The organism is Collimonas arenae (assembly GCF_001584165.1).
GTDB classification, from domain to species: Bacteria; Pseudomonadota; Gammaproteobacteria; order Burkholderiales; family Burkholderiaceae_D; genus Collimonas; species Collimonas arenae.
On the sequence record NZ_CP013233.1, the window covers coordinates 1485041 to 1511148 of the forward strand.

The 26108-nt window shown below is 56.0% G+C and carries 26 protein-coding genes and 2 pseudogenes; 18 read left to right on the plus strand and 10 right to left on the minus strand.

What is annotated here, in order from left to right:
* The first annotated feature begins 3 nt into the window (after positions 1-3).
* The 3 genes and pseudogenes from CAter10_RS07035 to CAter10_RS07050 all read left to right on the plus strand — a co-directional run bounded on the left by CAter10_RS07035 (position 4) and on the right by CAter10_RS07050 (position 2839).
* Positions 4-1479 (plus strand): DNA recombination protein RmuC, encoded by a 1476-nt coding sequence (locus CAter10_RS07035; protein ID WP_061532852.1) that lies wholly within the window; start codon positions 4-6, stop codon positions 1477-1479.
* A gap of 289 nt (positions 1480-1768) precedes the next feature.
* Positions 1769-2478: pseudogene (locus tag CAter10_RS21840) on the plus strand (DUF899 family protein).
* 97 nt (positions 2479-2575) lie between these two features.
* Complete coding sequence (locus CAter10_RS07050) at positions 2576-2839, plus strand: hypothetical protein (protein WP_061532855.1); 264 nt, start codon at positions 2576-2578, stop codon at positions 2837-2839.
* Positions 2840-2927: 88 nt separating this feature from the next.
* Here CAter10_RS07050 and CAter10_RS07055 read toward each other — a convergent pair whose 3' ends face one another.
* Positions 2928-3320 carry a VOC family protein gene (locus CAter10_RS07055; RefSeq protein WP_061532856.1) on the minus strand — a complete coding sequence of 131 codons (393 nt, stop codon included), beginning with the start codon at positions 3318-3320 and terminating at the stop codon, positions 2928-2930.
* A gap of 19 nt (positions 3321-3339) precedes the next feature.
* Positions 3340-3546, minus strand: a complete 207-nt coding sequence (locus CAter10_RS22745; RefSeq protein ID WP_061532857.1) for a hypothetical protein — start codon at positions 3544-3546, stop codon at positions 3340-3342.
* On the opposite strand from CAter10_RS22745, the pseudogene CAter10_RS21845 reads away from it, so the two are divergent.
* A pseudogene (locus CAter10_RS21845) lies at positions 3448-3867 on the plus strand (DUF1810 domain-containing protein). The gene CAter10_RS22745 and the pseudogene CAter10_RS21845 overlap by 99 nt on opposite strands.
* A gap of 96 nt (positions 3868-3963) precedes the next feature.
* Here the strand turns inward: CAter10_RS21845 and CAter10_RS07070 are convergent.
* The 6 genes from CAter10_RS07070 to CAter10_RS07095 all read right to left on the minus strand — a co-directional run bounded on the left by CAter10_RS07070 (position 3964) and on the right by CAter10_RS07095 (position 12363).
* Positions 3964-4518 carry a GNAT family N-acetyltransferase gene (locus CAter10_RS07070; RefSeq protein ID WP_061532859.1) on the minus strand — a complete coding sequence of 185 codons (555 nt, stop codon included), beginning with the start codon at positions 4516-4518 and terminating at the stop codon, positions 3964-3966.
* 72 nt (positions 4519-4590) lie between these two features.
* Entirely contained in the window at positions 4591-5895 is a 1305-nt protein-coding gene (locus CAter10_RS07075; protein ID WP_061532860.1) for an MFS transporter, read from the minus strand.
* A 28-nt stretch (positions 5896-5923) separates the two neighbouring features.
* Positions 5924-7234 (minus strand): molybdopterin molybdotransferase MoeA, encoded by a 1311-nt coding sequence (gene moeA, locus CAter10_RS07080; RefSeq protein WP_061532861.1) that lies wholly within the window; start codon positions 7232-7234, stop codon positions 5924-5926.
* Positions 7235-7280: 46 nt separating this feature from the next.
* The gene (mobA, locus tag CAter10_RS07085) at positions 7281-7886 is read right to left on the minus strand and encodes a molybdenum cofactor guanylyltransferase MobA (RefSeq protein ID WP_061535213.1); all 606 of its coding nucleotides are present in this window, start codon (positions 7884-7886) and stop codon (positions 7281-7283) included.
* A 12-nt stretch (positions 7887-7898) separates the two neighbouring features.
* Positions 7899-9011 carry a GTP 3',8-cyclase MoaA gene (gene moaA, locus CAter10_RS07090; protein ID WP_061532862.1) on the minus strand — a complete coding sequence of 371 codons (1113 nt, stop codon included), beginning with the start codon at positions 9009-9011 and terminating at the stop codon, positions 7899-7901.
* A gap of 208 nt (positions 9012-9219) precedes the next feature.
* Complete coding sequence (locus tag CAter10_RS07095; RefSeq protein ID WP_061532863.1) at positions 9220-12363, minus strand: Rne/Rng family ribonuclease; 3144 nt, start codon at positions 12361-12363, stop codon at positions 9220-9222.
* Positions 12364-13058: 695 nt separating this feature from the next.
* On the opposite strand from CAter10_RS07095, the gene CAter10_RS07100 reads away from it, so the two are divergent.
* The 4 genes from CAter10_RS07100 to CAter10_RS07115 all read left to right on the plus strand — a co-directional run bounded on the left by CAter10_RS07100 (position 13059) and on the right by CAter10_RS07115 (position 16263).
* On the plus strand, positions 13059-14060 hold the full coding sequence (locus tag CAter10_RS07100; protein WP_061532864.1) for an RluA family pseudouridine synthase: 1002 nt from the start codon (positions 13059-13061) through the stop codon (positions 14058-14060).
* Between the two features lie 95 nt (positions 14061-14155).
* The gene (locus CAter10_RS07105; protein WP_061532865.1) at positions 14156-14815 is read left to right on the plus strand and encodes an HAD-IIIA family hydrolase; all 660 of its coding nucleotides are present in this window, start codon (positions 14156-14158) and stop codon (positions 14813-14815) included.
* Positions 14816-14856: 41 nt separating this feature from the next.
* Positions 14857-15228: a Rieske (2Fe-2S) protein gene (locus CAter10_RS07110; protein WP_061532866.1), complete on the plus strand. Its 372-nt coding sequence runs from the start codon at positions 14857-14859 to the stop codon at positions 15226-15228.
* Between the two features lie 51 nt (positions 15229-15279).
* The gene (locus CAter10_RS07115; protein ID WP_061532867.1) at positions 15280-16263 is read left to right on the plus strand and encodes a S49 family peptidase; all 984 of its coding nucleotides are present in this window, start codon (positions 15280-15282) and stop codon (positions 16261-16263) included.
* Between the two features lie 410 nt (positions 16264-16673).
* On the opposite strand, the gene CAter10_RS07120 is transcribed toward CAter10_RS07115, so the two are convergent.
* Complete coding sequence (locus CAter10_RS07120) at positions 16674-17426, minus strand: SAM-dependent methyltransferase (RefSeq protein WP_061532868.1); 753 nt, start codon at positions 17424-17426, stop codon at positions 16674-16676.
* A gap of 9 nt (positions 17427-17435) precedes the next feature.
* On the minus strand, positions 17436-18077 hold the full coding sequence (locus CAter10_RS07125; protein ID WP_128083006.1) for a Maf-like protein: 642 nt from the start codon (positions 18075-18077) through the stop codon (positions 17436-17438).
* Between the two features lie 127 nt (positions 18078-18204).
* Between CAter10_RS07125 and CAter10_RS07130 the strand changes: the two genes are divergently transcribed.
* The 10 genes from CAter10_RS07130 to rpoE all read left to right on the plus strand — a co-directional run bounded on the left by CAter10_RS07130 (position 18205) and on the right by rpoE (position 26096).
* Positions 18205-18705 (plus strand): YceD family protein, encoded by a 501-nt coding sequence (locus CAter10_RS07130; RefSeq protein ID WP_061532869.1) that lies wholly within the window; start codon positions 18205-18207, stop codon positions 18703-18705.
* A gap of 189 nt (positions 18706-18894) precedes the next feature.
* Complete coding sequence (rpmF, locus tag CAter10_RS07135; RefSeq protein WP_014006864.1) at positions 18895-19077, plus strand: 50S ribosomal protein L32; 183 nt, start codon at positions 18895-18897, stop codon at positions 19075-19077.
* Positions 19078-19225: 148 nt separating this feature from the next.
* The gene (plsX, locus tag CAter10_RS07140; RefSeq protein ID WP_061532870.1) at positions 19226-20347 is read left to right on the plus strand and encodes a phosphate acyltransferase PlsX; all 1122 of its coding nucleotides are present in this window, start codon (positions 19226-19228) and stop codon (positions 20345-20347) included.
* Complete coding sequence (locus CAter10_RS07145) at positions 20344-21330, plus strand: beta-ketoacyl-ACP synthase III (RefSeq protein WP_061532871.1); 987 nt, start codon at positions 20344-20346, stop codon at positions 21328-21330. Before plsX ends, CAter10_RS07145 begins: the two co-directional genes overlap by 4 nt.
* 130 nt (positions 21331-21460) lie before the next feature.
* Positions 21461-22393, plus strand: a complete 933-nt coding sequence (gene fabD, locus CAter10_RS07150; protein WP_061532872.1) for an ACP S-malonyltransferase — start codon at positions 21461-21463, stop codon at positions 22391-22393.
* A complete protein-coding gene (fabG, locus tag CAter10_RS07155) occupies positions 22390-23160 on the plus strand; it encodes a 3-oxoacyl-ACP reductase FabG (RefSeq protein ID WP_061532873.1) in 771 nt (256 codons plus the stop codon). The genes fabD and fabG overlap by 4 nt, the downstream gene beginning before the upstream one ends.
* Before the next feature lie 171 nt (positions 23161-23331).
* Entirely contained in the window at positions 23332-23574 is a 243-nt protein-coding gene (gene acpP, locus CAter10_RS07160; protein ID WP_061532874.1) for an acyl carrier protein, read from the plus strand.
* A gap of 30 nt (positions 23575-23604) precedes the next feature.
* Positions 23605-24846 (plus strand): beta-ketoacyl-ACP synthase II, encoded by a 1242-nt coding sequence (gene fabF, locus CAter10_RS07165; protein ID WP_061532875.1) that lies wholly within the window; start codon positions 23605-23607, stop codon positions 24844-24846.
* A 66-nt stretch (positions 24847-24912) separates the two neighbouring features.
* Positions 24913-25398: a flagellar hook-length control protein gene (locus CAter10_RS22320; protein WP_128083007.1), complete on the plus strand. Its 486-nt coding sequence runs from the start codon at positions 24913-24915 to the stop codon at positions 25396-25398.
* Positions 25399-25493: 95 nt separating this feature from the next.
* Positions 25494-26096, plus strand: a complete 603-nt coding sequence (gene rpoE, locus CAter10_RS07170; protein WP_061532876.1) for an RNA polymerase sigma factor RpoE — start codon at positions 25494-25496, stop codon at positions 26094-26096.
* Positions 26097-26108: the final 12 nt, after the last annotated feature.

The window sequence follows — 26108 nt, forward strand, 5'->3', positions numbered from 1 at the left end:
CACATGACCTCATCCGAATTGCTCATCCTGCTGGCAGTCGCCGCCGTCATCATCGTGCTGCAGATCATCGCCATCGTGCGCAGTGCGCGCGGTGCGGATCCGACGCAGCAGTTGGCGCAATTGCAAAACGACCTGCAGCGCCATCAGCAGGATCAACAAGATCGCGGCGATCGCCAGCAGCGCGAACTGCGCAGCGAAGTGCAGAGCAGCGCGCAAGGCATGAGACAGGAGCTGGGTAGCAGTTTCGGCCAGTTACAGCAAACGTTGGCCGCGCAAATGACTAGCGTTGCCACGTTGCAGAACAATCAAATCGATACCTTCGCCCAGCAACTGGTCAAGCTCAACGAAACCAACTCCCAGCAACTCGACAGCATGCGGCTGGCGATGAATCAGCAGGCGCAGACCAACCGCGAAGAGCAGGCGCAATCGCTTAAGCGTTTTGGCGATACCCTGAACCAGACGCTGGCGGCGCTGACCGAATCGAATGCGCAGCGCATGGCGGAAGTGCGCGCCACCTTGGAAGCCAAGATCAAGGATCTGCAAAACGACAACGGCCTGCGCCTGGAGGAAATGCGCAAGACCGTCGACGAAAAATTGCACGCGACACTGGAACAACGCCTGGGCGAGTCGTTCAAGATCGTTTCCGACCGCCTGGAAAAAGTGCATCAAGGTTTGGGTGAGATGCAGCAGTTGGCAATCGGCGTCGGCGATCTCAAGCGTGTGCTGACCAACGTCAAGACGCGCGGTACCTGGGGTGAAGTGCAGCTGGAAATGCTGCTGGAGCAGGTGCTGACGCCGGAGCAATACGCCAAGAATGTGGAAACCGTTCCGGGCAGTGGCGAGCGGGTCGAATTTGCCATCAAGTTGCCGGGCAACGACGATGGGGGCACACCGGTATGGATGCCGATTGATGCCAAATTCCCGAAGGAGCAATACGAGCGTTTGGCTGAAGCAGCCGATCGGGCGGACGTAGAAGGTGTTGCCCAGGCATCGAGGGAATTGGAGCGCGCAGTCCGCGGCGAAGCCAAGACGATCGCCGAGAAATACCTGTCGCCGCCGCTGACCACCGATTTTGCGATCCTGTTCCTGCCGACCGAAGGCTTGTATGCCGAAGTCATGCGGCGTCCGGGCTTGGCTGACGAGTTGCAGCGCGTGCATCGGATCAGCATTGCCGGGCCCTCGACTTTATCGGCGTTGCTGAACAGCCTGCAGATGGGCTTCCGCACGCTGGCGCTGGAGAAGCGCTCATCGGAAGTATGGCAGGTGCTGGGTGCGGTCAAGACCGAATTCGGCAAGTTCGGTGATGTCTTGGCCGCCACCAAACTGACACTGGAACGTGCCGCCAAGAATATTGATCAGGCAGAAGTACGCAGCCGCCAGATGGCGCGCAAGCTGAAATCGGTAGAGGCATTGCCGAGCGAGGCAGCCCAGCGTTTGCTGGGCAAGGAGCCGGATCTGTTATCCGATGAGGAGAGCTGAAACGCCACGGATGGATCCCGGAGCAATCCGATGCAGCGCGCATAGTCATGACATCATTATTTGAAGAGCGATATTGATAATTTGCCATGTGCTGATTCGTGCCAGGAACGAGATTTTATCTGTCGCAAGGTTCGAGTCATCCTGATGATCAACGGTGGTGCTGCATGGCAGAAATTCATGCCAGGTAGTTAAGCGCGATGCCCTGACCTATACTGTCTACGCAGTATCTACTGTGCTAGTACCCCTGCTTCGACGGCTTCGGCCGGCGAGCGAAATACGGGAGGAAACAATGGCGACTTCAATCCACCAGGTCCGTTTTCCGGAAGAGAGCGATGTGTATCGCACAGCACGCGACGACCTGCTGCAGGCAGAGCTGGAGCTGCGCCGGCAGCTGGAGTGGGTGGCGGCGTTGCGGCGCAATTTGCCGCTTGGCGGTGCACTGAAAGAGGACTATGTATTTGACGAAGGAGATCCCGATCTCGATTCCTTCGGCGTCGGCAAGAAAATCCGGCTGTCGGAACTGTTTCAGGATGGCAAGGACAGCCTGATCCTGTACAGCTTCATGTACGGCCCCGACATGGCGCGGCCATGCCGTCGTGCACCTCGATCCTGGATGGCCTGAACGGCGGCATGCATCATGCCTTGCAACGGGTGAATGTAGCCGTGGTCGCCAAATCACCGATCCAGCGGATCCTGATGTTCGCGCTGCAGCGCGGCTGGCACAATCTGCACCTGTTGTCGTCGGCACATAACAGCTTCAATGCCGATTACCATGGCGAAACTACAGATGGTCACCAGATTCCTGCACTCAACGTGTTCGTGCGCCGGGAAGGCCGGATTTATCATTTTTACAATACCGAATTGCTCTACACGCCACGCAGTCCCGGCGAAGAGCCGCGCCACGTTGACCTGATCTGGCCGCTGTGGAACCTGTTCGATCTCACGCCGGAAGGGCGTGGCGGCGATTGGCATCCAGCCTTGGCCTACCAGAAAGGTTAGGCTGACAATGCCAGCGCGGCACATTTACTTACAATGTTTGCCAAACTTGAAGCCGGTCTTGCGTATCTAACACGGATGCAAAAAGAAGGAGGCGATTATGCGTACCATCATGCTGTTGGCCTTGACGGCGTTGCTTGCCGGTTGTGCAACAGAAGCTGAGCGTGCTGCGCAGGCGCAGCGCGATGTCGATGAAATGGTTCGTGTCTATGGCCCTGCTTGCCAGCGACTGGGATATCAAAGCGATTCGAACCAGTGGCGCGATTGTGTGTTGCGCATGGACACGAAGAACAATACCGAACGCTATCCGGCAACGATGAGTTGCTTTGGTCATCCGGGCTTCACGCAGTGCACGGCATTCTGACACTGGTTGTGGAAATGGATGAAGCGATTGCAGGACATGAATAGCAATATTGATGTCCTGTTTTTACGTCTTGCTTCTACGTTGCGTTTTACGGAGCGTCGTGACAGCACACGCAGATTTTATTGCCGTCGGCGTCGCGGAAATATGCGCCGTAGTAGTTGGCGTGATAATGCGGCCGCAGCCCGGGAGGGCCTTCGCACAAACCGCCATGCTCCAGGGCGGTTGCATAAGCACGCTCGACAGCAGTACGCGAAGGTGCCAACAGCGCGGTCATCTGGCCGTTTCCGGGTGTGGCAATCTCGCCGTTGTACGGCAAGCCGATAACAAACAGCGGGCGCGATTTGTCGCGCGCCATCCAGCCGGCCCACGGATGTTCGCTCTCGCAGAATTTCAATGGCACATCCAGCTGCTCCATGATGGCCGAATAAAAGCGATATGCGCGCTCGAAATCTGTGATGCCAACAAATACATGAGAAATCATGGGGATTCCTTTCAATCGTTCATACCAGTGATGGATTCGCCAATGCTTGCGCGATAGAATCTCGCGCTGGTCCGCGCCACATAAAAATTTCCGGCCTATGCCAGCGCTGGGTTTCTAGGAGGAAGGTATGGAGGATCAATATGACCTGCAACGCTTTGTCGAAGCCCAGAAGCCGGTCTTCGATACTGTCTGCGCCGAATTGCGCAGCGGTCGCAAACGCGGTCATTGGATGTGGTTCATTTTCCCACAAGTTGCCGGACTAGGTTGCAGCGCCACGTCGCAAAAATTCGCTATTTCTTCACTTGAAGAAGCTGCTGCATACCTGACGCATCCTTTGCTCGGACCACGTCTGCGGGAATGCTGCCGATTGGTCGCTGCCCTTGACGGGCGCTCGATAGACGCGATCTTCAGCTATCCCGACGATTGCAAATTCCAGTAGTCGATGACTTTGTTCGCCAATGCCACGGCCGATAACCAGATCTTCAACGATTGTCTGCATAAATTTTTTGGTGATGTGGCAGATGCGGCGACACTTGAAAAATTGTGACAGCGACGCTTTTGTCGTGTCGATGGCATCCGGCCAGAGTACAAGGCTGATTGCGGGTGCGCGGGCGATCATCGACTGATGTTCAACCTCAAAGATTCATTGGTCTACCCGCTCTGCCGGGAGGCGCAGACGTGCATACATCCAGAAATTTCCTGGGCGTCCGCGTACCATGCGAAAGCTGCGCAGCAGTCCTTCACGTTCAAAGCCGGATTTTTCCAGGACCCTGATCGAGCGATCGTTCGATTCAAGTACGGTGGCCTGGATGCGGACCGCGCCGAGCTGTTTGAAACCCCAAGCGATCACCGATTCGCACACGGCCGGTGCGATACCCTGGCCCCAGATGGCTGGCGATAGGTCATAAGCCAGTTCGGCGGTCTTGTTGACGGTCGATATCGTGTGAAATCCTACCGTTCCGACCAGATCGTCCGAGCTGCGCAGGGCAATCGCGAAACGGATCTCAGAAGACGGGCTTAAGGATTCAATTGCATCGAATTTCGGCGCCAGTCCGTCAATCGAGCGCAGATCCCAACTGGTGTGTTCGATAACGTGCGGCATGCACAGATAGCCGTACCAGGCGATGGCATCTGCCCGGGTCAGTGGGCGCAGGTAGACCAGATCGTGCGTTAATTGTGGCAGATCTCTATATTGCATGGTTGTAGGTGATGATGAAGATGCACCAGTTTGCCTTATTTTCGGCACACATTTCAACTGGCTCGAGCGGGATCAGGCGTCGGATGTCGTCTTGCTCGGGAAAGCCTCTGGATATTCCTTTCTATACCATCCTGTCACTGCATCGTGATCGAGGCCCAGGAATAGGTGAATTCGAGGAACCAGCGACAGACCCATCGTGCAGACAGCGATCAATATTCCAAACGCGATATAGCATTGCGCCACTGATGCGCCAAGCAAGGCCACGCCGGCAATCGCCGGGCCGAGTGTCGACGAGATCTGCCATGCCAGGATGTTGACTGAAGCATTTCGCGCGCGATACTCGGCAGGCATGGCAAGCAAACGATGCGTTACGCCGACAAACTGCGTAGTGGATTGTGAAATACCCAGCATGAAAAACGCCGCGACCATCGCTGCCGGCGTCGCCGTCAGACCGACTGCGAGCAGGGCTAACACGCGTAGCGCCGCGGCACTCATCAGGGCCCGAAAGCGCCCCAGTTTCCTGGATGCGAAGGACGCACAACCGAGGAAACCCAGGAACATGCCGGACATGATGCCCATGTTGGTGGCGCCGAGCCACGTCGCAGACAGGCCCAGATTGGTTATTCGCAAGGCTGCCATCATGCCGATCGCAGGTGCGTAAAACATGCCGACAACCAGATTGACCAAGGTCCAGTTGCGCTCAAGCGGCACATGCCATTTTATGCGCAGGCCTGCGCCCAACTCGCGCATCCATTGCCCCAGTCCCAAAGATGCACGGTTGCTGACGCTGACTGCTTTGGGCAATCTGGTTGCAGCAAACGCCGCCACCAACAGCAATGCCACATGCAGCCAGAGCGCGCTGGCGATGCCGCTCGCCGCAATCACGCCGCCGCCCAAGGCTGGGCCGAGAATGCCGCCGATGGAACCGCTGACCTTTTGCATGCTCATGGCGAGTGACACCTTGTCCGCCGCTACCAGTTCAGCAGCAATGGTTTGAACGCACGGCATGATGATCGCCATCGCGCACACACCGATCATTTCGCAGGCGATGATTGTGGTGAGATGGTAGTAATGCGCTTGCGCCAGCAAGGCCAGGACCACGCTTTCGGCGGCGATCGCGATGAAGCCGATGGCCATCAGGAGTTTCTTCGGATAACGATCGCCAAAAGGGGAGAGCAAAGGGATGGCGACCAGGCTTGCGGCAGCCACGACTACGCCAAAGGTAGCCAGGTCAGCGGCGCCGCCGCGTTGCGCGATCCACCACGATATGGTCATGTTGCCGAGCAGTAGTGCGCTGAGCGTCGCCATTTCACTGACGAGTACGAAGAAAAAAGGCTTACCAAGTTGGGCCAGGTCGCGCTTGAATTTCTCGATCATGCTTTTATCGCGGCGGTTGGCGTCGGTTCTAGATCAGGCCGTCAAACAGGATGACCTCGACCATGTCGCCGCTGGCTACATCGCCTTGATCGTGCCCCAGCACGATCATGCAATTGGCTTCTGCCATCGAACGCAGGATGCCGGAGCCCTGCGCTGCGGTGGGGCGCACCGACCATTGTCCATCGTTCATGGCGAGGATGCCGCGCTGGTATTCGGTGCGGCCCGGACGTTTGCGGATGTTGACGGCGGCTGTGACGCGCATCAGCGGCAACGCGGCGGCTTGCGCTCCCATCATCTGTAGCAATGCATCGCGTGCAAAGAAATAAAACGACACCATCACCGCAACCGGATTGCCGGGCAATCCGAAAAACAGCGCCTGCCTGTCGCCAGAAGCAATGCTGCCGAACGCCAGCGGACGTCCCGGACGCATGCCGATTTTCCAGAAGGCGACATCGCCCAGCTTCGCCATCATTTGCTTGGTGTGATCGGCATCGCCGACCGAGACGCCGCCCGAGGTAATGATGGCGTCGGCATTTTCACAGGCGCTGCGGAAGGCTTCTTCCAGAGCCTGGGGATCGTCGCCGATCACGCCCATGTCGATGATGTCGCAGCCGAGGCGCCGCAGCATGCCGTACAGCGTGTAGCGATTGGAGTCGTAGACGCAACCTGGATCGAGGATTTCGCCGACCGAGCGTAATTCATCGCCGGTAGAGAAAAAAGCCACGCGTAGGCGGCGTCGCACCGGCACTTCAGCTATGCCCAGCGACGCCAGCAAACCGAGATCGGCCGGACGCAGGATTCGGCCCTGACGCAACGCAGGCATCCCGGATTTCAGGTCTTCGCCAGCCAAGCGGCGATTGGCGCCGGGTTTGACGGCGTTAGTCGGGATGGTGACAGAATCGGTTGTCGCGCCGCCGACAAATTCCTGAGGAATCACGGTGTCGAGCGTGGCCGGCATCAGCGCCCCGGTCATGATGCGGATCGCCTGGCCTCCGGCGATTGAGCCTTCGTAGGCGCGGCCGGCATGGGCAGTGCCGATGACGTTCAGGACGGTATCGTTATTCTGGTGCAGGTCGGTAGAGCTGAAAGCGTAGCCATCCATGGCCGAGTTATCGTGCGCCGGAACGTCGATCGGCGAAATGATGTCGCTGGCCAGAACCCGATCCAGTGCGCTGCGCAACGCGACTTTTTCAATTGCCGTGACCGGCGTGATGAAGTCGCGGATGATGGCCTGCGCCTGATGTACTGGCATTGCATGCGGATCGTAGTCCGACAGGCAACTGGTCAGTTCTGTTAATGACGGCTTGGCCTGGCGGCTCGGATTGTTCAAATTGGTCATCTTTATGTGTTGTCGCTGCCGCGGTTGTTGGGCAATTATTACGTATTTATTGCTCTAGTTGCTGCCGGGTGTTGATGTTGCGGAACGCCTCAGTATCGCTGAACAGCGTTTCGCAGTAGTTCAGGCGTCGATACCAGGTTTCCATCTTACGCCCGCCACCCCGCAGATAGTCATTGAGGTCGGTCAATAAAGTGGTTTTCAGCAGCATGAATACAGGCTGCGGCTGGACCGCTTCGGTTTCAGGATCCAGCGTGGCTGCCACCGCCAGGTCGGCATCGGCGTCCTGCAACGATTGCGCCAGACGCGATACCAGATCCTGCGGCAGGAATGGTGAGTCGCAGGGCGCCGTCGCCAGATATGGTGTGGCGCAGTGCTGCAGGCCGGCCTGCAGCCCCGCCAACGGGCCGGCAAAGTCCGGCTGCTCATCCGGCCATACCGGCCAGCCAAACGCCGCGTAGGCGCCCTGGTTGCGGTTGGCGTTGATGAGTAGGGAGTTGACCTGCGGCGTCAGGCGCGCGATCACGTGTGCAGCCATCGGCTTGCCGTCGAGCAGGACCAGACCCTTGTCGACACCGCCCATGCGTGTGCCACGCCCGCCGGCCAGTATCAGGCCGGTGATATTTGATGAGGTGGGAGGAAGAGTGGCTGCCATGGCGAACATTGGTCAGCCGCCGATGTACGACATTTCCACTTTCTTCCGGGCCGGCGTCAACCCTTCGGTATTTTGCGTCCGCAGTTCAGAGTAGCGGTCATCGCGTGCGCGCCACAATTGGGCTATCACGCTGGAGATTTCGCGGTCGCTGCCTTCACTGCGCAACAATGCGCGCAAGTCGTGGCCGGCGGTGGCGAACAGGCAAGTGTACAGCTTGCCCTCGGTTGACAGGCGCGCGCGCGAACAGTCGTGGCAGAAGGCCTGGGTGACACTGGAAATCAACCCGATTTCGCCGCTGCCGTCGGCATAGCGCCAGCGCTGCGCGGTTTCGCCAGTGTAGTTGGCGGCGATGGGCTGTAGTGGCAATTCGCTGTGGATGCGCTGCGCTACCTCGGCCGACGACATGACTTCGTCCATCTTCCAACCGTTCGAGGCGCCGACATCCATGTATTCGATGAAGCGCAGGATATACGGCGTGTCCTTGAAGTGGCGCGCCATCGGCAGGATTTCCTGGTCATTGACGCCGCGTTTGACCACCATGTTGACCTTGATCGGGCCAAGTCCGACCTGATGCGCAACATCAAGCCCATGCAGCACGTCAGCAACCGGAAAGTCAGCATCGTTCATGCGTTTGAAGATGGCTTCGTCAAGCGCATCAAGCGAAACCGTCACGCGCTTGAGGCCGGCATCCTTCAGTGACTGGGCTTTTCTCGCCAGTAGCGAGCCGTTGGTGGTCAAGGTCAGGTCGAGATCCTTGCCGTCCGGCGTCTTCAGCGCACTCAGCATTTCGATCAAACGCTCAATGTTCTTGCGCAGCAGTGGCTCACCGCCGGTCAGGCGGATCTTGTGCACGCCGTGTGCCACAAACAGGCTGGCCAGGCGCGTAATTTCTTCAAACGACAGTAATGCGGTATGCGGCAGGAACGCATAATCCTTGTCGAACACTTCGCGCGGCATGCAATAGATGCAGCGGAAATTGCAGCGATCTGTGACTGAAATCCGTAAGTCGTGCAAAGGCCTGCCTAACTCATCGGCCAACAGCCCAGTCGGCGTTTCGAGTATGGACGGCAAGGTCGGCGGCAGGGCACTGCGGCTATCGATCAGCGGGATGACTTTTTTAGTCATGATGTGTTTCTGGGGAAATGCTCTGGCATTTCTCTACTGAGTTGTAACCTCTACAAGATACCATGGAGATCGATTTTTGGCTCTGTCGCGGCGCGTAATCAACGCGCCCCGGCTTCAGACGTGACAAAGGGAGTCTGGGACTCCCTTTGTTGTCTTGCCATCTTGCCTCGCCGTGTCATGCGCGACGAGGCAGATGTTACAGTGCTGCTTACCCTTGCGAACGCTGCGTTTCAACCTGCTGCAGCGGTTCGTTGGATTGTGGCGGTAACGGCTTGCGTTCACGCGGTACGCGTGGCGCCGCAACGACGCTTGCATTCGCTTCCTGGGCTGCGCGCAGTTTGTTCGGATCGGTCGCAGCCAGAGTCAGGCCGGCGGCTGCCAATACGCTTTGCAGGTCTTCGACCTTAGGCGATGCTGGCGCAGCAGCGGACTTCACTGGAGCAGGAGCCGCAGCAACAGGCATTACTTCAACTGGCGCGACGTAGACCGGAGCAGCTTCGACTGGAGCAACCTCGACCGGAGCAATCACTGGAGCGACGACAGGGGCCGGAGCTGCGACTGTTTCAACAACAGCGGCGACTACTGGCGCAGGTGCTGCAATCGGCGTTTCAACTTCAACCTGCGCTGCAGCTGCTACCGGTTCGTTGACCGCAACTGCGGCCACTTCCGGTGTTGTCACGACTGCGCTTGGCGCAAACGAAGCAGGTTCAACCTCGACCGCTGTCGGCGCTGCAACTGGAACCACCACCGCTGCCTGTGCCGGTTCGACTGCTGCTATCGGTGCTGTTTCCTGCTGCATTTCGACTAGTTGCGGCACCAGCGGTGCGGCAACTGCGTTCGATAGCGCTGTCGGTGCCGCAACTTCTTGCGATGCAGGAACCGAGGAGGCCATCATTGGTACGTTGCTGTCGACATGGGTCGGCGCTTCGGCTTTCACTGGCGCGCTGACTGGTTCGGCAGCGGGCGCTACTACTGGAGCAACCGTTTCAGCGGCTTCCGGCGCAGCTTCCACCGACGTTTCGCCATTTTCCAGTTCTTCTGTCGATCCTTCGGTTGCATCGCGATCACGGCGATTGCGGTTGCGGCCACCGCGACGACGACGACGACGTGGTTCTTCGTCTTGCTCGCCAGCCTTGACTTCAACGCGGCCGCCATCGATCTGATTCGGCTCGACTGCTTCGGCAACACCTGCTGCGGCAACACCAGCAGCTACTATGGCGCCGTTTTTCAGCAAGGTTTCATCGACTTTGACTTCGCCGACAACTTCCTTGCGCTCTTCGCGCGGCGGACGTGGAGGGCGCTCGCCGCGTTCGCGACGGTTTTCGTTGCGTGCTTCCGACTTGCTTTCGTTGTTGTCGCGCTGTTCCTTCGGTTCACGCGCTTCACGCGGTGGACGCGGTTGACGTTGTTGCGTCTTGGCTTCCGTTGCTTCAACTACCGGCTTCTTGGCGTTGTCGTCACGTGCTTCCTGGGTGTTGCCATCGCGCTCTTCGCTACGGTCGCGATTGCGGCCGTTACGATTGCGGCCGCGCTGGCCGCCACGATTGTTGCGATCACCACGGTCGTTACGCTGTTGCGGCCCCTTGGCTTCAGTCGTTGCGGCTGGAGCGACGACTGGCGCTGCAGGCTTGCTGAAGAAGAAACCGAAGATCTTGCTGAGGATGCCTGCTTCCGCCGGGTTGCTTGCGACTGGTGCTGTTGCCGCAGCACGGGCTTCGACCGGTTTGCGTTCGACGATAGGCGCCGGCTGGTCCGGTGTGATGCCCTTGACGACGGCTTCCTGGCGCGGACGGCCTTCTTCCTTCTGGGTCTTGCTGTAGCCGATATCGGTATCGGCTTGCTCTGCCATCGCATAGCTGGCCTGGGTTTCTTCCAGACGCGGATCGTCGTGCTTCAGACGTTCCAGCTTGTAGTGCGGGGTTTCCAGATGCTTGTTCGGGATCAGGATGATGCCGACGCGGTGCCGCGTCTCGATCTTCAGGATTTCGCCGCGCTTCTCGTTGAGCAGGAAAGCGGCGACGTCGACTGGCGCCTGGACGTGGATCGCTGCCGAGTTTTCCTTCATTGCTTCTTCCTGGATGATACGCAGGACTTGCAATGCGGACGATTCGGTATCGCGGATATGGCCAGTGCCATTGCAACGCGGGCAAGTCACGTGGCTGCCTTCTGACAGCGACGGACGCAGGCGCTGGCGCGACAATTCCATCAGGCCGAAGCGCGAGATCTTGCCCATCTGGACGCGGGCGCGGTCATAGCGCAGGGCGTCTTTCAGGCGGGTTTCGACTTCGCGCTGGTTCTTCGAATTCTCCATGTCGATGAAGTCGATCACGATCAAACCGCCCAGATCGCGCAAACGCAATTGACGCGCAACTTCTTCAGCTGCTTCGCAATTGGTGTTGAACGCGGTGGTTTCGATGTCGCTGCCGCGGGTAGCGCGAGCCGAGTTGACGTCGACAGAAACCAGTGCTTCGGTATGGTCGATCACGATGGCGCCGCCGGAAGGCAATGGCACGGTGCGCGAGTACGCAGTTTCGATCTGGTGTTCGATCTGGAAGCGGGAGAACAGCGGCACATCGTCGCGATAACGTTTTACGCGATGCACCATGTCGGGCATGACGTGGGCCATGAACTGCTGGGCCTGGTCGTGGATTTCATCGGTATCGATCAGGATTTCGCCGATATCCGGTTGGAAATAGTCGCGGATCGCGCGGATCACCAGCGACGATTCCTGATAAATCAGGAAGGCGCCTTTGCCTTCAGTACCGGCGCCTTCGATGGCGCGCCAGAGTTGCATCAGGTAGTTCAAATCCCATTGCAATTCGTCAACATTGCGACCGATGCCAGCAGTGCGGGCGATCACCGACATGCCGCTTGGCAGGTCCAGTTGATCCATGGTTTCGCGCAGTTCCTGGCGATCTTCGCCTTCCACCCGACGGGAAACACCACCGCCGCGAGGGTTGTTCGGCATCAGGACCAGATAACGGCCTGCCAGCGAAACGAAGGAGGTCAGGGCCGCGCCTTTATTGCCGCGCTCTTCCTTTTCGACCTGCACCATGATTTCCTGGCCTTCGCGCAATGCATCCTTGATCGATGCGTTGCGGACGTCGACACCTTCCTTGAAGTAGGTGCGGGCAACTTCCTTGAACGGCAAGAAGCCGTGGCGTTCTTCACCGTAGTTGACGAAGCAGGCTTCCAGCGACGGCTCGATACGGGTAATCACACCTTTGTAGATATTGGACTTGCGTTGTTCGCGTCCGGTGGTTTCGATATCGATGTCGATGAGCTTTTGCCCGTCAACAATTGCCACGCGCAGTTCTTCTTGCTGCGTAGCATTAAACAACATGCGTTTCATTTTTTCGCTCCGTGACCCTTGGGTCAGTTCAATGACGCTTCAGGATGCTGTTCTTCAGCATTTCTGTCAGCGACAAAAAGTACAAGGATGTACGCGAGAACGGAGTGTCAGGGGGGAGAGAATTGCCTTGGTGTGTCAGCGCCGATCTACCAGGTAGGGCGCAGTGCACAGGCGCGGATGCAGTACTGTCGTCTTACCGAATACCACCAGCGCGTACCGGTACAGCGTCGTGCAGTTCGCGGATCGCGAGCATGACGCCTGGCGGTGAGCAGCTTGGTAGAGCCAAATAAAGCATTGGTTTCAGTAATCTAATCGACAAATTTATAAGTACTGCATCTGCCGGCGAGCTCGTCGCAATCATAAATCGCATCGGGCTTGCCGGACGTTATCCTAATCATCCAGACATTCTTGTTCAGCATCCGTGCGCGCTATCCGATGACAACAACGGTGCGACCTTGACTCGCGCAGGGGTGATGCGTACACATTTCCCATCAAATTTGCAAATTGGCGAGGCTGATGGGGACGCCCCTGTGTAGAATGGTCTTTTTATTCTTACACCAGCAACTGTTTCTGAACAATTGCGGAACAATTATATATTCAAAATGAAGGACTTAGCGAGATTTTCTGGAGGGCGAGTCAAGTCTCGCCCGGAGCCGCGGACGCAAGCCGCGCTCAAGCACAAGGCTGAGCCCAAAATGGCCGTGGCGCAAGAGGTGACGCCGCCTCCCGCGCCCCTGCAAGTTCAACTGCTGACCATCGGCGAAGAGGATGCGGGGCAACGGATCGACAATTTTTTGTTGCGCATTTGTAAAGGTGTACCCAAAAGCCATATATACCGCGTGCTGCGTTCCGGCGAAGTGCGTGTCAATAAAGGACGTATCGATCAGACCTATCGCCTGCTGGAAGGTGATGTGATCCGGGTACCGCCGATTAGAATTGCCGAAAAGCAAGAGCAAGTGGTGCCGGGCGCGGAATTCAAGATATTGCTTGAAGATAACCATATGCTGGTGATCGACAAACCGGCAGGGGTCGCCGTGCACGGCGGCTCGGGCGTCAGTTATGGTGTCATTGAGCAATTGCGTGCGGCGCGCCCGCAAGCCAAGTTCCTGGAACTGGTGCATCGCCTGGATCGGGATACCTCAGGTATTTTGTTATTGGCCAAGAAACGTTCTGCGTTGACCAATTTGCACGAACAAATGCGCGACGGTGAAACCGACAAGCGCTACCTGGTGCTGGTGCATGGAGATTGGCAAAATGAAAGGCAGCATATCAAGCTGCCACTGCATAAGTATACGGCTGCCGATGGCGAGCGTCGCGTGCGTGTGCAGGCCGACGGCCAAGCTTCCCACACGATTTTCAACCTGATTCGCCGCTATGGCGAATATGCTTTGCTTGAGGCGGAACTGAAAACCGGCCGCACCCATCAGATCCGAGTGCATTTGTCGTCGAGTGGCTTCGCAATCGCAGGAGATGACAAGTACGGCGACTTTGCATTGAATCGTACTTTGCAAAAAGCTGACGGCCAACGCATCGCGCTGAAACGCATGTTTCTGCATGCCTATCAAATCACCTTCGCGCATCCTGAAACGGGCAAGCCGGTGACGTTGAAGGCGCCGCTGCCGCCGGAATGCGAGAAATTCCTGAAGAGCCTGCCCAAGGATGTTGCCTCTGCAACACCGGAAGCCGGGGACGATTAGAATAGCAATTAATAATTAATATTTATTGGTTTGCCGGTTTATCGGCAGGCTGTCCAATAACATGATCAGGAGCTGGCAGGGAATTGCCAGGCAATATGGCGCGAAAGAATTTTGACTTAATCGTATTTGATTGGGATGGCACGTTGATGGACAGTACCGCCATCATCGTGAAATGTATCCAGGCAGCGGCCAAGGATTTGGGACTGGCAATTCCGGACAACAAGGCGGCCTCGCATGTGATCGGACTGGGTTTGATGGAGGCGATGCAGGTGGCGATGCCGGGTTTGGACGCCAGCCAGTACCCGCGTGTGGTGGAGCGCTATCGTTATCATTATCTGGCGCAGGACCAGGACTTGACCCTGTTTGACGGCGTGCGTGAAATGCTGGCCGATTTGTCGCAACAAGGCTATTTCCTGGCGATCGCCACTGGCAAGAGCCGCGTTGGCCTGAATCGCGCGCTGCATGAGACCAAGCTGCTGTCGGTTTTCGACGCCACACGTTGTGCCGACGAAACTTTCTCCAAGCCGCATCCGGCGATGTTGCAGGAATTGACGCGCGAACTGGGGCAAGACCTGAAGCGCACCGTCATGATCGGCGATACGACACATGACCTGCAGATGGCGGTCAACGCCGGTGCAGCCGGGATTGCGGTCCAGTACGGCGCGCATCCGGCACACGAATTGCAGGCGCTGAACCCACTGTTCAGTGCAACTTCAACCCTACAATTGCATGACTGGCTGAATGGCAATGCTTGATATGTTGTTGATCAGTCGATTACCAGATACGCGAGCGACCAGTGAGTAATACCCTTATCCCCATTTGTTCCTCGTCCGCGCTGGAAGAACGCGGCAAAGGCGTGCGTTTCCCGGTTACCGCCGGTGGCGAGGATGCAGTGGCGTTTGCGGTTCGCCATCACAATGTGGTCCACGCCTACCTGAACCGTTGTGCGCACGTGGCGATGGAGCTGGATTGGCTTGAGGGCGAGTTCTTCGAATCCAGTGGCTTGTACTTGATGTGCGCCACGCACGGCGCTGTCTATGAGCCGGAAACCGGCAAGTGCGTCGGCGGCCCGTGCCGTGGCGGTAGTTTGCGTAAGATTCTGGTTGAAGAAAGCAATGATCAGGTGTTCTGGATCCCTGATGAGTATGTGCGTCCAGTCATTGCCTGATTGGCCGCAGCCCCAATTAACGATCTCGAACAATCGATGTGAGTAAGCACCATGAGCAATAACGAATTTGACAATATGGAAACGGCCATGTCCGACAAAAAAGAGGGTTGGGAACGCGAGCTGCTGGAAAAACTTGCCTACGCCTCGTTGCGTGAGCAGCGTGCGCGGCGGCGCTGGGGTGTCTTCTTCAAGCTGGCATTTCTTGGTGTGATCTGCTTCGCGTTCTGGTTGGGCATCAATTACGAAGGTTCCGATACGCAGACCGTCGGTGCGCACACCGCGCTGGTGAAAATCAGCGGGGCGATCGAATCGGAAGGCAACGGTTCTGCCAGTGTCGTGGTGCCGGCGTTAGACAATGCTTTCGCCGCAGATGATTCGGTCGGCGTCATCCTGCGCATCAATAGCCCCGGTGGTAGTCCTGTGCAGGCCGGCATCATCAATGATGAAATCGTGCGCCTGCGCAAGGAGTATCCGAATAAGCCCTTGTATGTGGTGGTCGATGAAATGTGTGCATCGGGCGGCTACTATATTGCTGCTGCGGCCGACAAGATTTACGTCAACAAGGCCAGCATTGTCGGCTCGATCGGCGTGCTGATGGATGGCTTCGGTTTCACTGGCTTGATGGACAAGGTTGGCGTCGAGCGGCGCCTTTTGACTGCTGGCGAAAACAAGGGCTTCCTTGATCCATTCAGCCCGATGAGCGCGACCCAGAAGGGTTATGCCCAAGACATGCTGGCAGAGATTCATCAACAATTCATCGATGTCGTTCGCAAAGGCCGTGGCGCGCGCTTGAAGGAAACGCCGGAAACCTTCTCCGGCCTCTTCTGGAGCGGCTCAAAGGCAGTTGACATGGGGTTGGCGGATGGCTTCGGTACGGTCGATAGCGTTGCCCGCGATGTCTTGAAGCAGGAAGATATTGTCGATTACACCAAGAGCGAAGGCTTGCCTGAGCGCGTGCTGAAAAAATTCGGCGTGGCGATGGGTGCGGGTGTCGTGCAATCGTTGATGAGCAACGTCAAGCCGGTGTTGCGTTGAGTTTTATTTAATGCTTGTTTCGTGGTGCGGCGGAAAAAAAATTGCCGTTGCATCATCGAAGAAAAATCGGCATATCGTAATACCGTAATTCGCCTTGTATCTGCGCGATCCTGTCGTATATTAAAAGGACTCGAGGAATAGCGAATGGAGGAGGCGACTATAGATATATCAACATTGTTGGCCACTCAGTTGAAATTGTTCGGGTAGCAAAAAGTCGATTCCATAGCAAAACAACCCCTTGCATTGGAGTAGTAAGTTGACTACCTGGCAAACCACCGCATCGCGGATGCGGCACCGAGAAGTTTTCGACTTCTCAAGATAATGTCTTTCGAGACAGGCAAATACGGCGACGGCGCAATACCGTCGCCGTTTTGCGTTCAGCGCGTATTTCTGTGGATGTAGCTTGAAAGCTATTGCGCGAGCAGCAGGAAAACGGTTGGTTTCTTGTGAAAGTCCGGCGCCTTGCCGGCGGCCAATGCGGCCTTCCATTTTGCCGCTGTTTGCGTCTTGATCGATTCCGATGACAAAGTGAGATCGGTGGCGACACAAATCAAAGTGCCGGCCTGGCAATTGTTGGCCAGCGCCTCCAGGAATGCCGTGTTGCGATACGGCGTTTCAATGAATAGTTGTGTTTGTTGCTCTTGGCGTGAGCGTTGTTCCAATGCCTTGATCCGCTTGTTGCGCTGTTCAGCGTCTGTCGGCAGGTAGCCATTGAAGGCAAAGCTTTGTCCGTTCAGGCCGCTGCCCATCACCGCCAGCAACAGCGACGACGGGCCAACCAATGGCCGAACCTGAATCGAATGCGCATGCGCCAGCCGAACCAGATTGGCGCCGGGGTCGGCCACCGCCGGCACGCCGGCTTCGGAAATCAGGCCGGCATCACGCCCGGCCAGCAACGGCGCCAGCAATGCCGGCAGGGCGTTGCTGGCGGTATTCACGTTGAGTTCGGCAATCTCGATTTCCTGCAGCGGCTTGGTCAGCGTTTGTGCCGCGTCGATCAGCTTCAGGAAAGCGCGCGTGGTCTTTGCATTTTCAGCAATGAAATAATCGAGGCGGGCAGTGAGAGCCTGGACTTCGAGTGGGATGACCGCTGCCAGCGGTTGCTTGAGTTCGCTTGTGTCTTGACCCAGCGTATTGGGAATTAAGTACAGGATGCCTGGCATGGTGGGATTTTATCTTGTGAAAAACGGGAACGCGGCGCGGCGCAGCATACTGGTCAGTGCAATCAAAGGCAAGCCGGTCAACGCAGTAGGGTCGGTGCTCTCGATTTTTTCCAGGATGGCGATACCCAGGCCTTCATTTTTTGCGCTGCCGGCGCAGTCGTAGGGTTGTTCAATGCGCAGGTAGGCTTCCAGCTCGGCATCCGGCAGGTCGCGGAAGCTGACGAATGTCTGAATGTTTTCGATCTGGACTGCAGCTTCGGGCTGGCTTTGGCGACCGTCCCACAAGCATAGTGCGGTATGGAAAATCACGCGGCGACCACGCATCTTTCGTAATTGCTCTAGTGCATTCTGATGGTTGCCCGGCTTGCCGATTTGTTCGCCGTCCAGCGTTGCAACCTGATCCGAACCGATCACCAGGGCGCCGGGCGCCAGAAATGCGACGGCGCGAGCCTTTTCGCGGGCCAGGCGCAAGGCTGTGGCTTCTGGTTTTTCGCCTGCGCCAGGCGTCTCGTCGATATCCGGCACCATGACTTCGAACGGAATATGTAGCCGGGAAAGCAATTCTTTGCGGTACTTGGAGCTGGAGCCAAGGATCAGGCGCGGCAGCGATGGTGTGGTTGAGGCAGGGGGCATCTGTTGTAAAGTGGTCATGGTGTTGGTTATTTGAGCACTTGCCCGGCAACAAAACGCCGATAATCAGCGGAAATTGCGCTAACACTTTGACGAATAAGGGAAAAGGCTGTTATTATCGCAGGTTTTCCGGGTTCGGCTTCAGACTATGAGTGCTTTTATCATCGACGCGTTTGAGTATTCGCGCCATAAAGAGCGCCGTGAAGGCGAAATCGCCGTGGCTGACTTGAGTCGCCTAGCCGCTGAATCGGCTGATCGTTCCGGCGTGCTGCATTGGGTTCTCGTTGGTGGTGTTGATCAGTTGGGGCATCCCCAGTTGACGATGTCAGTAAGCGGTTCCATCAAGATCATGTGCCAGCGCTGCCTGACGCCGTTTGCTTTTGACATCGATTCGGAATCGGTGCTGGTGTTGGCAAAGGACGAAGAGAGTGCAGATGCAATCGATGCACTTCTCGATAATGATGAAATTGATGTCATCGTTGGCACTAAATCACTAAATATCGTTGAATTGGTTGAAGATGAGGCTTTGTTGGCCTTGCCGCTATCGCCGAAGCATCCGGTTTGTCCGGATCAGTCTGCGCTTGAAGGTGTGCAAAGTGTCAAAAAAGAATCGCCTTTCGCGATGTTGAAGAATTTGAAGCAGCAGTAAAAAGTAAGTTAAGTAAAGAATTGCGGTAAATTTGTCGCGCTGATTTTCACATGAATGTGATTCCGTGTGACTAAGGTGTGGCAATAGGTAGTAAAATCCGCGCACAAACGCGGCAGGAATATCCAGCCTTTCCCTGTTCTGAGGGTTGGATATGTTAAACTTTAAGATCTTAAGAAAGCAGGAGTTATCATGGCAGTTCAACAAAATAAGAAGACCCCATCGAAGCGCGGCATGCACCGTGCCCACGATTTTCTGGTTGCACCTCCGCTGGCCATCGAGCCAACGACTGGTGAAACACATTTGCGTCACCACATCAGCCCGAACGGCTTCTACCGTGGCCGTAAAGTGTTGAAGACCAAGAACGACGAGTAATACTTGTTCTTGCGATGCAGGTTGAAGGCGGCGCGATGAGTTTTACTCAATAGCGCCGTTTTTGTATGCGGAATAATTCCTCGCGTCATTTTGAATCGCGCCCAATCTGCCTCATAATACGGCTTAGAGTAGGCACTGAATCAAAACAATGACAATCAAAATTTCTATCGACTGCATGGGTGGCGATCATGGCCCATCGGTTACCGTACCTGCTGCTATTTCATTTGCCAATCGCGAGCCTGAGGCCGAATTGGTATTGGTTGGCCTCGAAGAAGAAATTCGGGCGCAGCTGAAAAAGCACAAGGCTAGCGCACATCCCCGGTTATCGGTGCTGCATGCATCGGAAGTGGTAACGATGGACGATTCCATCGAAACTGCTTTGCGCCGTAAAAAAGATTCCTCAATGCGCGTTGCGCTGCGCCTGGTCAAGGATGAGCAGGTGCAAGCCTGCGTATCGGCCGGCAACACCGGCGCCTTGATGGCGGTATCACGCTATTTGCTCAAGACCATGCACGGCGTCGACCGTCCTGCCATCTGCACCATCCTTCCTAATCAAAAAGACGGTCCGACTTACATGCTCGATCTGGGCGCGAACGTCGATTGCGAGCCGTTGCATCTTCATCAATTCGCATTGATGGGGTCGGCGCTGGTGTCGGCCATGGAGGGAAAGCCTCGTCCGACGATCGGCTTGCTGAATGTGGGTGAGGAAGATATCAAGGGCAATGAAGTGGTCAAGCAGACTGCCGAATTGCTGCGTGCCGATCACGAAAAGGGTATCCTGAATTTTTACGGCAATGTCGAAGGCAACGATATTTTCGAAGGCACCACCGACATCGTCGTTTGCGATGGTTTTGTCGGCAACGTGACGCTCAAGGCGTCCGAAGGGCTGGGGCGTTTCGTCAAGACCGTATTGACCACGGAATTCAAAAGCGGCATCTTGAACATGGTCGGTGCGGTGATTGCCCGTGGTGCGATCAAGGCCATTTCGCGTCGCTTGAATCCTTCGCGTTATAACGGCGCCAGCTTGCTGGGCTTGCGCGGCCTGGTTTTCAAGAGTCATGGCGGCGCGGATGCCTATGGTTACGAATGGGCGATACAGCGTGCATTCGATGCTGCGAAATATGATGTATTGTCTCGTATTGCCACCACAATTGCGGAACTGATGCCGCAGCCATCTGCCGAAGCAGTGGCCAAGCCGATTGAGGCTGGTGTGGATGCGGCATCGGGCCAAATCACTACGACTGAATCTTCCCAACAAAAGACAGCATGACTACATATAGCAAAATTGTCGGTACCGGCAGCTATTTGCCGCCGAAACGGGTAAGCAATCAGGAGCTCGCCGCGCAGCTCGCTGAAAAAGGGATTGAGACATCCCATGAATGGATTTTTTCGCGCAGCGGCATCGCCGCGCGTCACTATGCCGACGCCGATGTGCAGTCCAGCGATCTCGCGGTTGCTGCAGCCAAGCAGGCGCTTGATATGGCGCGCATGCAGGCCGATGACATTGACCTGATCATCGTTGCCACCTCGACTCCGGATCATTTCGGTGGCTTCCCGAGCACCGCTTGCGTGGTCCAGCAAAAGCTGGGTATCACCAACGGCGGCGCGGCGTTTGACGTGCAGGCGGTATGCAGTGGTTTTGTGTATGCGGTGTCGATCGCAGACAGCATGATCAAGACCGGTGCGCACAAGAATGTCCTGGTGATCGGCACGGAAGTGTTTTCGCGGATATTAAATTTTGAGGATCGCACCACCTGCGTCTTGTTCGGTGACGGTGCAGGCTCGGTTATCCTGAGCGCTTCAACCGAGCCCGGTATTCTTGCCACGAAGTTGCATGCCGATGGCCGCCATAAGGAAATTCTGTGCGTGCCCGGTAAGGTCAACGGCGGAGTGGTAGAGGGCAGCGCATTCCTGTACATGGACGGCCAGGCGGTATTCAAGCTGGCAGTATCGGTGCTGGAAAAGGTTGCCAATGAAGCGCTGCAAATCGCTGGGATGGAGCCATCCGAGATCGATTGGCTGATTCCGCACCAGGCGAATATCCGCATTATGCAAAGCACTGCGCGCAAACTGGGTCTGAGCATGGAGCGCATGGTGGTGACGGTCGACCAGCACGGCAATACTTCAGCTGCATCGATTCCGCTGGCGCTCGACCAGGCGGTGCGTGACGGTCGCGTCAAGCCAGGTCATAACGTCATGATGGAAGGTGTTGGCGGCGGCTTTACCTGGGGTGCGATTCTGGCCCGCATGTAATTGCATGTCCACTGCACGGCCAATCTTCTCCCGGCATTGACCGGAGCAGCGCAGCCGAGGTTGTGATCTATGATGACCTTCGGTACGTTGTATGCGTGTATTTGATAAATTTGATTTCCACAGGTAAGGCATGAATAAATTCGCATTTGTTTTCCCGGGCCAGGGCTCGCAAGCCGTTGGCATGTTGAACGGCTTCGCCAACAATCAGGTGGTGAAAGATACTGTGGCGGAGGCTTCCGAGGCCTTGCAGTTTGATCTCGGTAAATTGATTGCCGAAGGGCCGAAAGAAGAGCTGGACCTGACAACCAATACCCAGCCGGTGATGTTGACTGCGGCGGTTGCCTATTATCGTGCGTGGCTGGCTGCGGGCGGTGCTGCGCCGTCGCTGGTAGCGGGTCATAGTCTTGGCGAATATTCTGCGTTGGTTGCTGCTGGCGTGATTGCTTTCAAGGATGCGGTTCCACTGGTGCGTTTTCGTGCGCAAGCCATGCAGCAGGCGGTTCCGGTCGGGCAGGGCGGCATGGCCGTCATCCTCGGTTTGTCGGACGACGACGTGCGCGCAGTATGCCAGGCTGCGGCGCAAGGCGAAGTTGTCGAGGCGGTGAATTTCAATGCGCCGGCGCAGGTCGTCATCGCCGGCCACAAGGGAGCGATTGAGCGCGCCTGCGTTGCCGCCAAGGAAAAAGGTGCGAAACGTGCCTTGCCATTGCCGGTTTCGGCCCCATTTCATTCCTCGCTGTTGAAGCCGGCGTCGGATCGCTTGCGTGAGTACATGCAGGAACTGACTTTCTCGGTGCCGCAAATTGCATTGATCAACAATGTTGACGTGGCGATCGTCAACGACCCGCAAGCCATCAAGGACGCGCTGGTGCGTCAGGCGGCCAGCCCGGTGCGCTGGGTTGAGACGGTCCAGAAAATTGCCGGCGAAGGTATCAGCCATGTGGTCGAGTGTGGACCGGGCAAGGTTCTTGCTGGTTTGACCAAGCGTATTAACGATGGATTGATTAGCGAAGCGATTGTCGATCAGGCATCGCTGGATAAAATGTTGGAGACATTGAAGTGACCTCACAAAATTCAGTTGTACAGGATCTGGACGGCCAGGTCGCCCTGGTGACCGGTGCGTCGCGCGGTATTGGGCGCGCCATTGCACTGGAGTTGCTCAAGCGTGGTGCGAAGGTCGTCGGCACGGCGACTTCGGAGTCTGGTGCGACGGCAATCGGCGAATATCTGGAAGCCAGCCAGCCGGGCAGGGGGCGTGGCATCGTATTGAATGTCAACGATGCGGAGGCTTGCCACGCTGCAATCGAGTTTACCCAGAAAGAGTTCGGTGGACTGTCGATTCTGGTCAATAACGCGGGCATTACCCAGGACCAATTGGCGATGCGGATGAAGGATGAAGAGTGGGATTCGGTGATTGCGACTAATCTTACGGCTGTCGGCCGTTTGTCGCGCGCGGTCCTGCGTGGCATGATGAAGGCCAAGCATGGCCGTATCATCAATATCACGTCGGTAGTCGGCTCGGCCGGCAATCCAGGTCAGATGAATTATGCGGCTGCCAAGGCTGGCGTATCCGGCATGAGCCGTGCGCTGGCGCGTGAGATCGGTAGTCGTAACATCACGGTCAATTGCGTTGCGCCAGGCTTTATCGATACCGATATGACCAAGGCTCTAAGTGAGCAGCAGACTGCTTCCCTGCTGCAACAGATTCCGCTGGGGCGCTTGGGTGCTGCTGAGGATATCGCTGCTGCAGTTGCTTTTTTGGCATCTTCGCAAGCGGCATACATCACTGGCACCACGCTGCACGTCAATGGCGGCATGTACATGAGTTGATTTTGGCTTCGCCAGTATGGCGGCCAATTTGAAAATTCGATGTAAGTAGTACCTATTTAGACATTTTTGGCGTTGTTTTATTAATTATTAAAGACAAATGCTGAAAGTGAATTTTCAATGCGCAAACCTGCTAAAATGCGCGCACTTTCTGTAACCTAATGGAGGCATCACATGTCCGATATCGAACAACGCGTTAAAAAAATCGTCGCTGAGCAACTGGGCGTCGCAGAAGCTGACATCAAGACCGAATCGTCGTTTGTTAACGATCTGGGTGCAGATTCGCTCGACACCGTGGAATTGGTGATGGCACTGGAAGATGAGTTCGAAATGGAAATCCCTGACGAACAAGCTGAAAAGATCACTACAGTGCAACAAGCTATTGATTACGCCAAGGCCCACGTTAAGGCGGCCTAAGCTAGCTTTGAACGTATCCAGGAGAACCGCTTGAGCCGCACACGTGAACGTCGCGTTGTGATCACTGGCCTGGGTTGCATTTCACCGGTCGGCAATACGATTGCCGATGCGTGGAGTGCGATTATCTCAGGCAAATCAGGGATCGCAACCATCACCAAGTTTGATGCCTCCGCTTTTTCCACGCATTTTGCGGGAGAAGTAAAGGGCTTCAATATCGAAGATTACATTCCCGCCAAAGAAGCACGGCATATGGATACCTTTATCCACTATGGCATGGCTGCGGGGATGCAGGCGATGCAAGACAGCGGTCTCGAAGTGACCGAAGCCAATGCTGAACGGATCGGTGTCATCATCGGCTCCGGCATTGGTGGCTTGCCGTTGATTGAACAAACACATGCCGAACTGACCGCTCGCGGTCCTCGGCGGATCAGTCCGTTTTTTATCCCGGCATCGATCATTAACATGATTTCGGGTAACTTGTCGATCAAATATGGTCTCAAGGGGCCGAATCTGGCGATAGTGACGGCTTGCACCACCGGTTTGCATTGTATCGGTGCGGCCGGGCGCATGATTCAGTACGGCGATGCCGATGTCATGATTGCCGGTGGCGCTGAATCAAGCGTTTCTCCGCTTGGTGTCGGTGGTTTCGCTTCGGCCCGTGCCCTGTCGTCGCGTAATGACGATCCCGCTACGGCATCGCGTCCGTGGGACAAGGATCGCGATGGTTTCGTGCTGGGAGAAGGGGCTGGCGTGCTGGTGCTCGAAGAGTACGAGCATGCCAAGGCGCGCGGCGCCAAGATATACGCGGAACTGCTCGGCTTCGGCATGAGCGGCGATGCTTATCACATGACTGCGCCGAGCCTGGATGGTCCGCGTCGTTGTGTCGGAAATGCGTTGCGCGATGCGGGTGTCAATCCTGACCAGGTTCAGTACTTGAATGCACACGGAACTTCGACTCCGTTGGGCGACAAGAACGAAACTGAAGCGATCAAGGCTGCTTTCGGCGATCATGCCTACAAACTGGTTGTGAATTCGACCAAGTCAATGACTGGTCACCTGTTGGGTGGTGCGGGTGGTTTGGAGTCGGTTTTCACCGTATTGGCTTTGCATAACCAGATTTCGCCGCCGACGACAAATATTTTCAACCAGGATCCAGAGTGTGATCTTGATTACTGTGCCAATACGGCACGGGACATGAAAATTGACATCGCAGTCAAAAACTCATTCGGTTTTGGTGGCACGAATGGCACCTTGGTTTTTGGCAAAATCTAGTATTATGCAAGATTCGAGCCGTCATCTCAGGATGACGGCTCGAAATTTTTTATAAAGCTTGCCATCATGTCGATCGCCGTATCTGCGATGATTCGACCATCCAGGATGTTACTGTTCATGGTAGGCGGATTGTGTTCGCTGGTCGGACTATCCGGCGTTTTGATTGTGGCAGGCGTCGTTGGTAACCTGATGTTGGTCGAGCGCCTGGTGTTGGCATTTACTTGCCTGGCGGCGGCCTTGTATGGCCTGTTTCGCTACACTAGCGCAAGTCGATCGGTTCGGATCGATATTTCTGCAGCCGGTCAAATCCGGATTGCGGACGCCATGCCCGCAACGAGCGGGAATACCCCGGTGCATGTGTCGGCAAACGCATATTTGCTGCAAGGCACTACTCTCTGGTCACATTTGCTGCTATTACGTCTTCGATTAGATAGCGGCTCAGTCAGAACAATCGCTATACTGCCTGATTGTGTTCCTAATGATACTTTTAGAGTTTTGTCCGTGGCGTGTCGATGGATTTCGATGCGTACAGACAAGATGGAGCCCGATTGATTGGGTAATGAATAGCTGTTTGTTGAAATTATGTTATTGGTTCCAGTCTACGTTCGGGTCCACAAGCTAGTCGCAAAAAAACAAGGGAATGTGGATTGACGACAGAACGCGAAATTGATCAACTGCTTGTCGAGCGCGTACAGCGTGGCGATAAGAAGGCGTTCGAGCTCTTGGTTGTTAAATACCAACGCAAGCTGATGCGTCTTGTTTCGCGGCTGGTGCGCGATCAGGCAGAAGCTGAGGATGTTGTGCAGGAAGCCTTTATCAAGGCATACCGGGCACTGCCTCAGTTCAGGGGCGATTCTGCCTTTTATACCTGGTTGTATCGAATTGGCATTAATACCGCCAAGAACTATCTTGTGACCCAGGGCCGTAGGGCTCCGACCTCCACCGAAGCAAATTCAGAGGAAGCAGAAACTTTTGACGACGGCGAGCAACTAAGGGATATAAACACTCCTGAATCTTTGCTGGCAACCAAGCAGATAGCGCAAACTGTGAATACTGCAATGGAGGCTTTGCCGACGGAATTGCGTACGGCGATTACCTTGCGCGAGATTGAGGGGTTAAGTTATGACGAAATTGCTGAAGCAATGGGATGTCCGATAGGTACGGTACGCAGTCGAATATTTAGGGCACGGGAAGCTATCGCAGACAAGTTGAGGCCGTTGCTGGGGACGGCCATCGACAAACGTTGGTAAAAAAAAGATAGT